Source organism: Stieleria neptunia (assembly GCF_007754155.1).
Taxonomy (GTDB): domain Bacteria; phylum Planctomycetota; class Planctomycetia; order Pirellulales; family Pirellulaceae; genus Stieleria; species Stieleria neptunia.
Window position 1 is genome coordinate 6996132 of record NZ_CP037423.1, and the last position, 14186, is coordinate 7010317.

At 59.7% G+C, this 14186-nt stretch carries 7 protein-coding genes; 4 read left to right on the forward strand and 3 right to left on the reverse strand.

Annotated features, from left to right (window positions below; genetic code table 11):
• Positions 1 to 3: 3 nt before the first annotated feature.
• Together Enr13x_RS24340 and Enr13x_RS24345 are read right to left on the reverse strand one after the other, a co-directional pair.
• Positions 4 to 1830 (reverse strand): sigma 54-interacting transcriptional regulator, encoded by a 1827-nt coding sequence (locus tag Enr13x_RS24340; RefSeq protein WP_145389429.1) that lies wholly within the window; start codon positions 1828 to 1830, stop codon positions 4 to 6.
• A 224-nt stretch (positions 1831 to 2054) separates the two neighbouring features.
• Complete coding sequence (locus Enr13x_RS24345) at positions 2055 to 3899, reverse strand: carbon starvation CstA family protein (protein ID WP_145389430.1); 1845 nt, start codon at positions 3897 to 3899, stop codon at positions 2055 to 2057.
• 498 nt (positions 3900 to 4397) lie between these two features.
• Here Enr13x_RS24345 and Enr13x_RS24350 point away from each other — a divergent pair, with 498 nt between their 5' ends.
• The 4 genes from Enr13x_RS24350 (at position 4398) to Enr13x_RS24365 (ending at position 10678) form a co-directional block, all read left to right on the forward strand.
• A complete protein-coding gene (locus Enr13x_RS24350; protein WP_145389431.1) occupies positions 4398 to 5465 on the forward strand; it encodes an FAD-dependent oxidoreductase in 1068 nt (355 codons plus the stop codon).
• A gap of 250 nt (positions 5466 to 5715) precedes the next feature.
• A complete protein-coding gene (locus Enr13x_RS24355; RefSeq protein WP_145389432.1) occupies positions 5716 to 7473 on the forward strand; it encodes a divalent metal cation transporter in 1758 nt (585 codons plus the stop codon).
• A gap of 438 nt (positions 7474 to 7911) precedes the next feature.
• Entirely contained in the window at positions 7912 to 9159 is a 1248-nt protein-coding gene (locus tag Enr13x_RS24360) for a PQQ-binding-like beta-propeller repeat protein (RefSeq protein WP_145389433.1), read from the forward strand.
• A gap of 388 nt (positions 9160 to 9547) precedes the next feature.
• Positions 9548 to 10678 (forward strand): EF-hand domain-containing protein, encoded by a 1131-nt coding sequence (locus Enr13x_RS24365; protein ID WP_145389434.1) that lies wholly within the window; start codon positions 9548 to 9550, stop codon positions 10676 to 10678.
• A gap of 886 nt (positions 10679 to 11564) precedes the next feature.
• On the opposite strand, the gene Enr13x_RS24370 is transcribed toward Enr13x_RS24365, so the two are convergent.
• The gene (locus tag Enr13x_RS24370) at positions 11565 to 13973 is read right to left on the reverse strand and encodes a sulfatase-like hydrolase/transferase (RefSeq protein WP_145389435.1); all 2409 of its coding nucleotides are present in this window, start codon (positions 13971 to 13973) and stop codon (positions 11565 to 11567) included.
• Between the last annotated feature and the right edge of the window lie 213 nt (positions 13974 to 14186).

A 14186-nucleotide genomic window follows, 5' to 3' on the forward strand; every position in this document is an offset into this window, starting at 1 on the left:
GATTCAGCGGTCGATTTCGTATTCGGTGATCTTGCGATACGCTGTGGCTCGGCTGATCCCCAATAGCTTGGCCGCTTCGGGCACACTGCCGGCGGTTCGTTCGAGCGCTTTGACGATCAAACGTTTTTCCCACTCATCGATCCGGAACGTATCCAGGCGGCTGATTCCCGCGTCGCGCAGCCCGAGGTCGTCGGGTTGGATTTCGACGTCGTCGGCCATCACGATCGCGCTGTCGATGACGTTGCGCAATTGTCGGATATTCCCCGGCCACATGTACTGGTGCATCCGCGCGCGAGCGGCGTCGGAAAGTTTCAGCTGGGCACGACCATGTTGCAGCCGAAAGTGTTCCAGAAAATGGTCGATCAGCAGATCCAAATCGTCGCCACGTTCGCGCAACGGGGGCAACAGCAATTCAAAAACACTCAATCGATAAAACAGATCTTCGCGGAAACGTTTCTCGCGAACGAATTCGGCCAGATCACGATTGGTCGCCGCGATCACGCGAACATCGACGTGGACTTCCTGGGTTCCGCCGACGGGCAAGAACGGATGGCCTTCGAGGATCCGCAACAGTTTGGCTTGTCCTTCCAACGTCAGTTCACCGATCTCATCGAGAAACAGCGTGCCGGTGTGGGCTTGTTGGAACCAGCCTTCGTGGTCGCTGTCGGCGCCGGTGAAGGATCCTTTTTTGTGTCCGAACAGTTGGCTTTCGATCAGCTCGGCGGGAATCGCCGCACAGTTGACGGTCAACATCGGTCGCTTCGCCCGTTTGCTGCTGCGATGGACGGCGCGGGCGACCAGTTCCTTTCCGCAACCGCTTTCACCCCGCACCAAAACGCATCCGTTGGCCGCGGCGACGCGAGCAATCTTTTCTTTCAGCCGCAGCATCACGGGGCTTTCGCCGATCAACTCATCCGTGTCGGCGTTCCGCTTCGCGATCTGTTTGGCTTCGACGCGCAACTGGTCGTGCTGCAACGCGCGATCCAATCCGACGGCCAACAAGCGGGCCGCGGCGATCGACAATTCGAAGTCGATTTCATTGAAAGACGGACGGTTGCGGTACAGGTGCAGAATGCCGATGTTCGCTTCATTGGTGTCCAGCGGAACGTAGATCGCATCGGACCAAACGGACTTCGCCGGCAGTTTTTCCTGCAAGTCGGTGTCTTGCGATCGTTTGTCATTGACCCAGATGGCTTCACCGCCGCCGACGACACGACGCAAGATCGCCCGGCTGACTTTGACTTTGTCGACTTCATCGGCGGGTTCGACCTTGTGCGGACGTTGCCGACCGTCGCCGCTGTCAAAGGAAAGCCCCACGGCGTCGGCACTGGTTCGGTCACGCAGCAATTTGAGCACCGAGTCGATCACTTCGTCGGGATTCTCCAACCGCAGCATCGACAGACTGAGCAGATACAGATCGAACAAATACCCGGCGTGGGCAACGTCGCGCATCGGGTCATCGGTCGACTTGGTATCGATCAACGAAACGTCTTGGACGATCGTCTGAAACGCATCGTCCAGCTCGCCACTGTCGGACGACGGATCGATGAAACGCAGCTCCGTGCCGCCGATGGTCAGCACACACTGGTCGGCGATCTGGGCCGTATCGATCTTTTGGCTGTTGACCAACGTCCCGTTCCGGCTGCCCGTGTCCCGGACCTGCCAGCGGTCGTCCTCATAGAACACGACGGCGTGAAACCGGCTACAGACCGGATCGGACAACATGATCTCACAGGTCGACCCGCGCCCAACGTGCATCGGCCGCTCGGGGTCCAAGGGGTAATGGCGGCCCTTCTCGGGCCCGGTTTCGACCGCTAAGTACGCGACCATGATTCATTCACGTCGTGGGGGGTGAGTGACGGTCGACTCAAAGCGATCTTCGCCTTGTCAACGACTACGATCCCCCGCCGTGCTCAGAGATTTCGTGACGAACTCACGGATCTGGCGATCAAACCGCGATTCGAAGCCCCTGTTGCGACGGGGAATTCTCCCGCAGTCGACCACCCCTATCATAGCCCCATTCTCATTTTAAGACTAGTGAGATGCTTACCCCACTAGCCGGCGGCGGTTTCGGCGGGCTGTTCCAAGACACCTCGGCAGCGTCCCCACACCATCAGGCCTTCGATGGCCATCCAGATCTGCAGCCCCAGAATCGAGAACCCGAACGTGGTCAGCACGACGTTGCCGGACGGCAGCCAGTTGAAAAACAGGTCGTAGGTGATCGCCCAGGCGGGCATCAACAACATCACAAACATCGGGATCATGACCGACGCGAGCGGTTTGCTGCGGCGGGCCAAGAAAATCAGCGCGACCATCAGCGCCAATCCGGCCAACAGCTGGTTGGTCGCGCCGAACAGGGGCCACAGCACCAAGCCTCCCTTGCCGGGACTGTCACCGGCGAACACGGCGATGGCCAATCCGATCCCGACGGCGATCGCGGTGGCCACGTATTTGTTGGCCAACGGCTTGGCGCCCGCCGAGAGCGCCAGTTCGCTGATCACGTAGCGTTGCAGACGGGTGGCGGTGTCCAGCGTCGTGGCGGCGAAACAGGCGACCAGGACCGCCATGATCGCAATCGCCATGCGTAACGGCAGGCCGAGTGCGGACAAGAAGTTTGCCCCACCGTCGACGAAGGCCCGAAGTTTCTTGGCCAGGTTCTGCTTCTTCCAACCCGCGTCCGGCTCTCCGTCAGCCCCGGTTCGATAGTATTCCCGCCAAGCCTGGTTTCCCGACACATCGGCCCGCTCGATGTTGACGACGGACCGGGCCGCGGCTCCTTCGCCCACCATCGTCACGCTACGATTGAGCGGCCCCATGCCCACGCCGGCCGAACAGGCCAGGATCACCAGCACGGCCAACATGCCTTCGAGCAACATGCTGCCGTAGCCGACCGCCTGGGCATCGCTCGCTTTTTCGAGCTGCTTGCTGGTCGTTCCGCTGCTGACCAGACAATGAAACCCGCTGCAGGCTCCGCAGGCGATCGTGATGAACAAGAACGGGAACATGCTCGGCGCATCGGCCGGAACTTCGCTGGCGATCATCGGAGCCGAATCAGACAACTGTGCTTGACCGGTCATCGACGCGATGCCCAAACCGGCCAACAATAGCGCCAGTGCGACGAACAACTGCAGGCTGTTGATGTAGTCCCGCGGCTGCAGCAACAACCAAACGGGAAGCACCGAGGCGATGAACGCGTAAATCAGCAGCGCGATGGTCCAGACGACCGTCGGCGTCCACAGCAGGCTGTCCGCGGGCAGGTAGGGCGTCAAATCGACGGGCAAGTGATAGGCACCCAGGTAAACCGCAACGTACAACGCGGCCAATCCGACCAGGCTGGGAATCACCAATCCGCCGCCGCTGCGATACCGCAGCCCGATCACGACGGCGATCGGCATCGCAATCCAAACGCTCAGCACCGATTCGGGGTAGATCGCAAAGATACTGGCGATGACCAATCCGAAGACGGCCAAAACGATCGAGAGTGCGAGCGCCAGGACGATCAAAAACAGCACCTTGGCGCGTGGAGAAATCAGTCGACCGGCCGCTTGTCCGATCGTCTGCCCCTTGTTGCGGATCGAGATCACCAGGGCCGCCAAGTCATGCACGCCTCCGATCAGAATGGACCCGAACACCACCCACAGCAGCGCCGGCAGCCAGCCCCAAAACACGGCCAATGCCGGTCCGACGATCGGTCCCGTCCCGGCGATGCTGGTGAAATGGTGACCGAACACGATCGATTTGCGAGTCGGGACGAAATCGACATCGTCGCGGCATTCCTCGCTCGGCATCGTGGCGTCGTCGGTCAGCCCGAACAGACGCTTGGCCAGCCAACGGCCATACGTGTTGTAGGCGACGACAAATCCGACCATCGACAAGACGGCGACGAGGAGAGTGCTCATGGGGGATACGGCCAGCGGCCCAAAATGGCGGGAATTCGATTCGGAAGGCAATGAGAAGAATCGAGGAGTTTAACCGATCGGCGGCGGTTTGTCGTTTCCACGTCAGATCGAATGCACCGCGCAGGGTAACACGGTGAAGCATTCTCCCCCTGTGTTTCTTGAGGTTTTAGCGACAGGCCGCGAGCCCTCCGGTTCTTCATCTTTGCCAAAACACCGGAGAGGCTCGCGGGCTGTCGATTGAGTCGGGATCTGCTGAGTCATTGGTGAGCCGTCGGCCGTCAGGCCTCGGGCGGGCGCCCGAGTGCCCGGCCGCTTACGCGTCGCGGCTCACAAAAACGACAGCCCGCTCGCGCCCTACCGCTAAAAAAGATGCTTCACAGCGAAGCCCGCGGGTGTACACGCCTGCCTGCCATGGAACAGCCGGTGACGCGGTCCTATAATCCCCCCGAATCAGCCCCGAACATTTGCCAGAACCATCTCTGAAGGAGTTCTCACACGGTGAGCAACGAGATCGAAAAAACCATCATCATCGGCAGCGGCCCTGCCGGCTGGTCCGCCGCCATTTACGCCGCTCGGGCCAACCTGAACCCGGTCGTCTACGAGGGAACCGTCAAGCCGGAGATGATCCCGCTGGGGCAATTGGCGTTCACGACCGAAGTGGAAAACTTTGCGGGTTTTCCGGCCGGTGACATCCGCTCGTTTGTCGAATCGGCCGTCGACAAGGACCGCCACTGGAACTTGCCGCCGGTTCCGGCAGGCCATGAGCGAGACGGCAAGCCGCACTACGCGGTTCAAGGCGTCGAATTGATGGAATTGATGAAACAACAGGCGCTCAACTTCGGGACCCGTGTGATCGGTGAAGACATCGTCAGCGTGGATTTCAGCGCGCCGGTGAAAAAGCTGACCACCAGCGGCGGGGCGACCGTCCAGGCTCACACGGTGATCATCGCCACCGGTGCCCGGGCGAACTACCTGGGACTGCCCAGCGAAGAGGATTACAAGAACAAGGGCGTCAGCGCCTGTGCGGTCTGCGACGGCGCCTTGCCGATCTATCGCAGCAAGCCGCTGGCCGTCGTCGGCGGCGGCGACTCCGCGGTCGAAGAAGCCACCTACTTGGCCAACTTGAAAGGCGCCGACACGATTTACCTGCTGGTGCGACGCGATGAAATGCGGGCCAGCAAGGTCATGCAAGACCGCGCGATCAATCACCCCAACATCGACATCCAGTGGAACACAGTGGTCGACGAAGTCCAGGGCGACGGCAACCTGGTCAATAATCTCCGCGTCAAAAGCACCGTCGACGATTCGGTTCGCGATTTGAAAGTCGGCGGCATGTTTGTCGCCATCGGGCACACGCCCAACACGTCCTTCCTGGAAGGGGCCGTCGAAATGAACGAAGCCGGCTACATCCAATGGGCCAAGGCGTTTCGCACCCACACCTCGGTCGCGGGCGTGTTCGCCGCCGGCGACGTCGCCGACGACTACTACCGCCAAGCGATCACCTCGGCCGGCACCGGCTGCATGGCCGCACTCGACGCCGAACGGTATCTGGTCGAATTGGAGTAGGATCTTCAGTCTTTCCCTCGTGACGAGGCTCCCGCCTCGTCACGCAGGTGTGTCGGAGGCTCCCGCCTCGTGAGCCCGCCGGCGGAGCCGGCGGGGGTGGCAAGCAGGATGCTTACCCCACGTTGCGACGGTGGCAAGCAGGATGCTTACCCCACTTTGCGTGTCCCTGCACCACACGCGGCGCATCTTCGGCTATATTTCGCGGCAGATCGCCCCCTCCCTCACCTCCTTTTCCTTTGCCGCGTGTTCGATGACCGATCAACCCACCTCTGATTCTGACGCTCCATCCGTGTCTGGCCCCCCAGTCAGCGAAAAAGTGCTCGCCGACCGCAAGCTGTTGCTCGACGCCCAGGCCAGCGGTAAGACGCTGTCAACGTACGTGCGGCTGTCCGGGCCGGGCTGGTTGCAAGCCGCGATCACCCTGGGTGGCGGCTCCTTGGCCGGTGCACTGTTCCTGGGCGTGCTGGGTGGGACCAGCATGCTGTGGCTGCAACTGCTGGCGATCACGATGGGTGTGATCATGCTGTCGGCGATCAGTTACGTGACGCTGTCGACCGGGCGGCGCCCGTTTGAAGCGATCAACAATGAAATCAATCCGGCGTTGGGGTGGGGATGGATCATCGCGACGGCGATGGCGAACATCATTTGGTGCATGCCACAATTCAGTCTCTGTTATGACGCGATCGACAAAAACCTCGCCAACCTGGCCGGAGGCGACGGGCTCGGCGATGCCAGGAGCACCAAGATCATCGTCACCGTCTTGCTCTTTTTCGCCGCCGGATTTGTGGTGCTGCTGAACACCAAACAGGGTCGCGCTGCCAAGCTGTTTGACATCGTGCTCAAATCGTTGGTCGGCATGGTCGTGATCTGCTTCTTCGGCGTCGTGGTGTTGCTGGCCATCAACGGCGAACTTGAATTCGGAGGAATCTTGGCCGGATTCATCCCCGACCTGGGGCAATGGAACAATCCGGCCGGTGAGATGACGGCGGTCGTGGCATCGCTGGGGCAATCCGAGCAATCCTATTGGACGGGCCAACTGGTCAGCACGCAGCGATCGGTGATGATCGCCGCAGCCGCCACCGCGGTCGGGATCAACATGACATTTCTCTTGCCCTATTCGATGCTCGCCCGCGGCTGGGACAAACCGTTCCGCGGATTGGCACGATTCGACCTGTCCACCGGCATGGCCATCCCCTACGTGGTGGTGACCAGTTGCGTCGTGATCGCCGCATCATTTTCGCTGCACAACAAGATCGATGATTCGCTGGCCAGCAATAATCTGGCGACGATGCAAGAAAGCCCGTATTACACCGGCGTCGAACCGATCTTGTTGGGTCGGGTCGATCACGAACTTGGCCCCGAAGCGGCCGCATCGATGTCCGGCGAAGAGAAACTGCAGCGAATCGCCGCGCTCAGCGTGGAAGAAAAACGAGTCGCCTTGTCGCTGGTCAAACGCAATGCGTTTCAATTGTCCGGCACGCTGGAACCCCTGCTCGGTCAATCGCTTTCCAACCTCGTGTTCGGCCTCGGCGTGTTCGGAATGGGTTTCTCCACGATCGTGATCCTGATGCTGATCAACGGTTATGCGTTTCGCGAAATGGCCGGGCAGCCCGACGGGGCGGTCCCGTTTGTCGCCGGTTGTCTGGTCGCGGGACTGAGCGGCGCGACGTGGTGGTATTTGTGGGACGGGGAAGCCAAGTTCTGGCTGGCCATTTTTGCCAGCACGTTCGGCATGATGCTGTTGCCGATCGCCTACGTGACGTTTTTCCTGATGATGAACAACAAACGGATCCTGGGTGCAGAAAAACCGACCGGTGGGCGGATGCTTGCTTGGAATGTGTTGATGTTGTTTGCGGTCATCGGAGCGACCGTGGCGGCCGTGTCGGCGATCAGCGAGAAGGCCAACGATCCGAAATCCTTCCCCGTGATCATCGGGTTGATCGTCGTGTACGGCGTCGCGGTGATCGTCGGTTTCGTCAAGAAACGCGGCGGGGCGATCGCCGGCTAGCTGCCGGTACGATTGTTGGCATGCCCCGGAACGGGAGGCGATAGGCTCCGATGACGTGTTTCTCGGAGGTGTCGCTGCGATTACCTCCGGCTACTCGCTGACATCCCTCGGGACGTTGATTTCATGACTGCGGACATCTAATAAATACACTGGCTCCCCTCTCCCCAAAAAACGCCAAAGACGCGAAGCGTCGAGCGTTTTTTGGGGAGAGGGGCCGGGGGTGAGGGGCAGCACGTCTGGCCAGCAACGGCGTCAAGGGTAACCGCCCATCCGTCTTCTCCACGACTAGTGAGATGGCTCCAGCCAACCCGCGATCTTCGGAGGGATTCCCGACGACGACTCCCGGCTTTCGCTTCCTTTCGGAAACCGATTCGATCGATTATTCTGGTCGGATTGAATTCCCGCCTGTTTGATCCCACCTGCGCATCCAGAGTGAAAATGAAAAACGTCGTCACCTTTGCGGCTGCCTGCTTCACCATTGTTTCTTCCGTCGGCGTTGCCGAAGACTGGCCCCAGTACCGTGGCGTTGCCGCCGATGGTAAATCGGCCGAGTCGATCGGCCGGACGAACTGGAGCAACGGTCCAAACGTCGTTTGGAAAACTGAGACTCCGCTCGGCTTCAGCTCCTTCGCCGTCGCAGACGGGCGGTTGTTCACCGTGATCGCGACCGACCAGAACGAAGTGCTGTTGGCGCTCGATGCAACTTCGGGCGACGAACTGTGGCGGGAGCCGATGGGCAGCAGCCAATACGAACAGGGCGGCGGCAACGCCGGGGCGGCGGGTAACAAAGGCGGTGACGGACCACGCTCGACGCCCTCGGTCTCCGACGGCAACGTCTATGTCTACGATTCCTACATGGTGTTGCAGTGCTTCGACGCCAAGACCGGAAACCTGATTTGGAAACAAGACATCATCAAAGACTTTGCCGGCCGCAACATCAAGTGGCTCAATGCCAGCAGCCCCATCGTCGACGGAGACGTGGTCTATGTCAGCGGCGGCGGAGCGGGACAATCTTTCCTCGCATTCAACAAGCACGATGGCCAGCTGGTCTGGAAAAGCGGTGACGAAACCATCACCCACGCGACGCCCTCCCTGTCGACGATCTCAGGCGAAAAACAATTGGTCTTCTTCGTGCAATCCGGTTTGGTCGCAGTCGATGCGGCGACGGGAACGGAACGTTGGCGAGCCAAGTTTCCCTTCAGTGTTTCCACCGCCGCGTCGCCGGTCGTCGATGGCAACTTGGTCTATTGCTCCGCCGGTTACGGCGTCGGCGCCGGACTGTTCAAGGTCCAAGGTGACGGCAACGTCGACGAGGTCTGGTTCAAGGCCAACGAGCTGATGAATCACTGGAGCACCCCGATCGTTCACAACGGACACCTGTACGGGATCTTTGAATTCAAAAAGTACGGCCGTGCACCGCTTCAATGTGTCGAGCTGGCGACCGGCGAGATCAAGTGGAAAGAATACGGATTTGGCCCCGGCAACTGCATCCTGGTCGGTGAAAAGCTGGTCGTGTTGTCGGATTCCGGTGAAGTCGTGATCGCCGCGGCGGCCCCCGACGCGTACCAGGAACTGGCCCGCGCCGACGTGCTCAGCGGCAAGTGCTGGTCGACACCGGCCTACAGCGACGGACGCATCTACGTCCGCAGCACCGAAGAAGCCGCCTGCATCGCGATCGGAAACTGATCGGAACGTGAGTGTTCCGTCGAAGCTCTCGTTCCAAGGCTCTGCCTTGGAACGCACGGGAGGCGGAGCCCTACGCCATGAACGATTATTAGCGGCAGGGCGCGAGCCCTCCGGTGTTTTGGCAAAGACGCGGAACCGGAGGGCTTGCGCCCTTCCGCTAACAACTCGCCAACCTCGTCAACCTCGTTCCAAGGCTCTGACTTGGAACGCACGGTACATGTGGCTCCCGCCACAATCGGCCGGGCGACCAGAGGCGGAGCCTCCGGGAATCCGCGTTCCCAGGCGGGAGCCTGGGAACAAGACGTCTTGCCCCGCAATGACACCAGATCGAATAGAATCGCAGGGGTGATGACCACACCCTTCTCTTCGCGTTTCGTTTAGGTGTCGCATGTCCAGGACTCTCTCTCTCGTCGGTCTGTCGATCGTCATCTTCGCCGGCACCGCGTCGGCACAGATTCTCAGCGGCGATAAACCGGACCTCTATGCGTTGATCATCGAGCCGATCGATTTGACCGATGCGGCGCGATCGATGACCGTCTACGATACCGACGAAGACGGCTCGATTGACAAAGACGAACAGAAACGGATCGGCTGGAAAGACAAAATCGATCAGTTCGATCTCAATCGCGACGGCAAACTGACCCACCTGGAACTCTGCGTCCGGTTCGCAAAACTGCGCGACGAATCGGGCGTGACCCAGAAAGTCGTCAACAATGCCAAGGTCTATCTGCGGCGACACGACAAGAACGGCAACGGCCAGCTCGATCCCGACGAGATCGCAGGCGGTTGGCCCAGCGATCCGGAAGAGTTTGACACCAACCACGACGGGGTGATCACGCTCGCGGAAATGGCAAAACGATTTGCTTACATGGCCGGTTTGCGGCGTGAAATGGGGATCGAACAAGTCGATCAAGTCACCGCGATTCGCACCGTCCGAACGTTTGATACCGATCGGGACCAAAAGCTTGACAAGGACGAACAAGCCGGTGCCTTTCTGCCCTTGCCCGTCAAAGAATTTGACGAAGACGACGACGGCAAACTCGGCATCATGGAGATTGCCACAATGCTGGCCAAGCATCGCCGCGAGTCCGGAATGAGCAAGTCGGATCTCGCAAAGGTGCGGTCACTGTTTGAACGCTATGACCGGAACTCCGATGGCACGATTGATGAAACAGAGTACGCGGCGGCGGCAACACCATTCGGTGGCAACGCCGGTGCCAATCCTCTGAATGAATTGGACAAAAACAAAGACGGCCAATTGACGCAAATGGAAGTCCAGCAAGTCATCACCCAGACGCGAAAATCGCTCGGCTTTAACGACGATCACCTGGCCGAGGCTCGCAAGTTACTCACCCGCCACGACAAGGACCGCAGCACCTACATCGAAGAGGCTGAATTCTTTGAGTCACCGGTCAGCGGCCAACTTGCCAAAACCACTTTGAAGCAGGCCGACGAAGATGACGACAAACGTGTTTCGCTGATCGAATTGGCCAAACATCTCGCCAAGCAGAAGGAATGATGGTGCAGGCCGCACTGCTGAGAAAGCTTCGTCACCAATGGCAACGGCACAAGCTGTCGGTGTCAAGGCGCTCGCCCTTCACTTGCCGGCATTGAGTTTTAGCCGTTTCCTTGGCACCCGAGAGACGCCTAGAGCACCGAGAGAAGAAGTAGGAAAATTACGGGCAGGAAAAATCCCAGCTGCGATAGCTGCCCCGCCGGTCACGGTTCTCAACAGCATCCAATTTTCCTACCCAGAATCTTCCTACCTTCTAAAGTCCCCACGGCTCCTCCACAGTGCGTCGGTCAACCCGACCGGCCCCCACAGAACTGCGCCGTGCACGACGCACCGAGAGAGAAAAGTAGGAAAATTAAGGGTAGGAAGATTCCCAGCTGCGATAGCTGCCCCGCAGGTCACGGCTCTCTGCAGCATCCAATTTTCTTACCCAAAATCTTCCTACCTTCAAAACTCCCCACGGCTCCTCCACAGTGCGTCGGTCAACCCGACCGGCCCCCACAGAACTGCGCCGTGCACAGCGCCTCGAGAGAAGAGGTAGGAAAATTAAGGGTAGGAAGATTCCCAGCTGCGATAGCTGCCCCGCCGGTCACGGTTCTCTGCAGCATCCAATTTTCTTACCCAAAATCTTCCTACCTTCAAAACTCCCCACGGCTCCTCCACAGTGCGTCGGTCAACCCGACCGGCCCCCACAGAACTGCGCCGTGCACAGCGCCTCGAGAGAAGAGGTAGGAAAATTAAGGGCAGGAAGATTCCCAGCTGCGATAGCTGCCCCGCAGGTCACGGCTCTCTGCAGCATCCAATTTTCTTACCCAAAATCTTCCTACCTTTCAAAGTCCCCACGGCTCCTCCACAGTGCGTCGGTCAACCCGACTTACTCCTCCGCTCCTGCTCAGTCGCCTTTGGCCGCAGCGATCAAGAAATCGATCAACTTCTGGCTGCGGAAAAAGCCTTCCCAGAAATTGTGTCCTTGGCCATCGACGCGTTCGAGCGTGATCGCGGACTCATTGCCGGCCGATTGGTAAGCCGATTCCAACACCGCCGAATTCCGTTCGATCGGAACCACCCGGTCGTCGGTTCCATGAATCACGTATACGGGGATGCCGGCTTCGGCGATCACGTCCAAGTTTTTGACGGGATTGAGTTCATCTTGTCGCTGTTGAAGTTCATCCGCAGAAACCCCGTAGACCGCCGCGGCCCGTTCTACGCCCGGATAGCTGGTGTAGTCCAGCACCGGATAGATCCCGCCGATTGCCGCGACGCGTTCGGGACGCTCGATCGCAAACCGGCTGACGTACAAACCGCCTCGACTACGCCCCAGCAAGGCCGGCTTGGTGCTGTATCCGCGAGACGTCATTTCATCGTACAGCGCGTCAAAGAACGGTTGGCTGTGCGGGCTTCCATAGGCTTCCCCCACGTCGATTCCCGCGACGGCGATCCCGGCATCGAGAAACTGTTGGTGCATCCACGACTCATGCGTGTCGGGATAGCGGGACAGCGCGGGCGCGTAAAAAACCCACGGCTTGCCGAGCTTGGTCTTTGCCGGCGCATCGGGTTTCATCAAAAACGCATGCCGATCGGCGACGAAGAACGATTCTCCGTTGGGCAGTACTTGGGTGCGTTTGATGCGTCCGTCCTGCTGGGCCTTGGACATCACGGCAGACTGGCGAGTCCACTGAGCTTTCTTCCCACGGGCTTCGTCACTGAGATCTTTGGTGGCGAGTTCGATCGATTCCTGAAGTTGCTGTTCCCACGCCGCGACCAACTCGGCCAGGATATCGGCGTGCGGCAAGGCAAGATCCACCGACTCGATCCGGTCATTCGACAGATCGTACAGCTCCCACGGTTCACCGACGGGAGACACGGCTTTCCAGCGGCCCCGTCGGATCGCCCGGTGGCCGTCGTGGTACCACCAAAGCGTCCGTTCATCGGCGGAGTGGTCGTCTTCAAGGTCTGCCAGAAAACTGCTCCCGGGCGGCGACGGGGCGTCGTCGGGGTGCGTCGCGCCGGTCAAGTCCAACAACGTTGCGGCCACGTCGATCACGTGCTGGGGGTTGCGGCGAAATTGGCCGCGGTCTTTGATTCGGTTCGGCCAGGAGACGATGAACGGAGTCGCGATGCCGCCTTCGTGCGTCCACGTTTTGTGGCGTCGAAACGGCGTGTTGGAGGTCGTCGACCAACCGGGGCCGAGGCACAAATAGGTCAGTGCCGACCCCGGCGGCTGGGCGGGATCATGTCCGTCACCGCGGACCATGATTTCGGCGCTGGCACCATTGTCGGACAGAAACATCACAATCGTGTCTTCCCAGCAGCCCATCGCTCGGACTTGGTCCAAGACACGTCCAATCGCGATGTCCATCCGGTGGACCATGGCCGCATGGATTGCCATCTTGGTCGCCTGGAACGACTTCTGTTTGTCGGTTAATCGATTCCACGCAACGGGCCGGTTGGTTTCTCCGTCGCCAAGAATTTCGAAGGCTTCGGGAAAGTGATACGGCGGCCCCAAGTCTCGTTCGACCGGCGAAACGTGGCGAGCGGATTCGGGATCCAAAATTCCCATCGCTTGCATCTGCTGCCAACGCTCTCGACGAATCGACTCCCAGCCTTCCGTGTAGGTGTCGGCATAGACGGCGATGTCTTCAGGCAGGGCGTGCAGCGGAAAGTGCGGCGCGGTGAAGGCGAGGTATTGAAAGAACGGTTGGTCGGGATGCTGTTCGGCGTGTTCCTTCAAATTTGTAATCGCATCATCAGCCATCGCGCTGGTCAAGTAAAACTCCTCGTCGAACTCCAGCGGTCGCAGAGGCTTTCCGTTCGGACCGGTTTTGGGGTTGAAGTAACGCCCTGTCCGGTTCAGCGACGTTTTCACAAACCCGCAGTTGGTCGGCGTATCGTCGATATGCCATTTGCCTGTGTGATAAGAGCGATAGCCCACGTGCGACAACATCTCCGGTAGCAGCACGGCCCAGTCCGGTCGCAGACTGCGGTTGCCTCCGCCGCTGGGAACGCCCGGCAAATAGTCGCGACGAATCTGCTGGGCGTAGTAGCCGGTCATCATCGAACCGCGCGTCGGCCAGCAGCGTCCGGTGTTGTAGAACTGGGTGAACCGCAACCCGTTTTCGGCCAACGCATCCAAGTTCGGCGTCTGGATCTCGCCGCCGTAACACCCCAAATCCGAGAACCCCAAATCATCGGCCAAGATCAGAACGATGTTGGGACGATCAGCCGACTCGGCCCTGAGCATCGTCCCAGACAGGAACTCCGCGAACAGGAATGCAGTCGCGAGTACTGTCAATGTAGCCATTCGATGTAGCGAGAGACGCGGGAACATGCGGGTGCAACCAGGCGAGATGGGGTGGGAAAACTTGATCATCACGTTCAGACCGATTTGCAGTTTGACGACTCCCCACCCAAATCTCAAGTAATCTCAGCGAGATCACCGCGCCGTCACCCAACGCTGTGAAGCATTTTCCCCATCTGTTTCTTGAGGTTTTAGCGGCAGGGCGCGAGCCCTCCG

Coding starts and splice junctions, on each gene's coding strand:
- Enr13x_RS24360 (WP_145389433.1), top strand. CDS start 7,912: ATGAAAAACGTCGTCACCTTTGCGGCTGCCTGCTTCACCATTGTTTCT.
- Enr13x_RS24355 (WP_145389432.1), top strand. CDS start 5,716: ATGACCGATCAACCCACCTCTGATTCTGACGCTCCATCCGTGTCTGGC.
- Enr13x_RS24340 (WP_145389429.1), bottom strand. CDS start 1,830: ATGGTCGCGTACTTAGCGGTCGAAACCGGGCCCGAGAAGGGCCGCCAT.
- Enr13x_RS24365 (WP_145389434.1), top strand. CDS start 9,548: ATGTCCAGGACTCTCTCTCTCGTCGGTCTGTCGATCGTCATCTTCGCC.
- Enr13x_RS24345 (WP_145389430.1), bottom strand. CDS start 3,899: ATGAGCACTCTCCTCGTCGCCGTCTTGTCGATGGTCGGATTTGTCGTC.
- Enr13x_RS24370 (WP_145389435.1), bottom strand. CDS start 13,973: ATGGCTACATTGACAGTACTCGCGACTGCATTCCTGTTCGCGGAGTTC.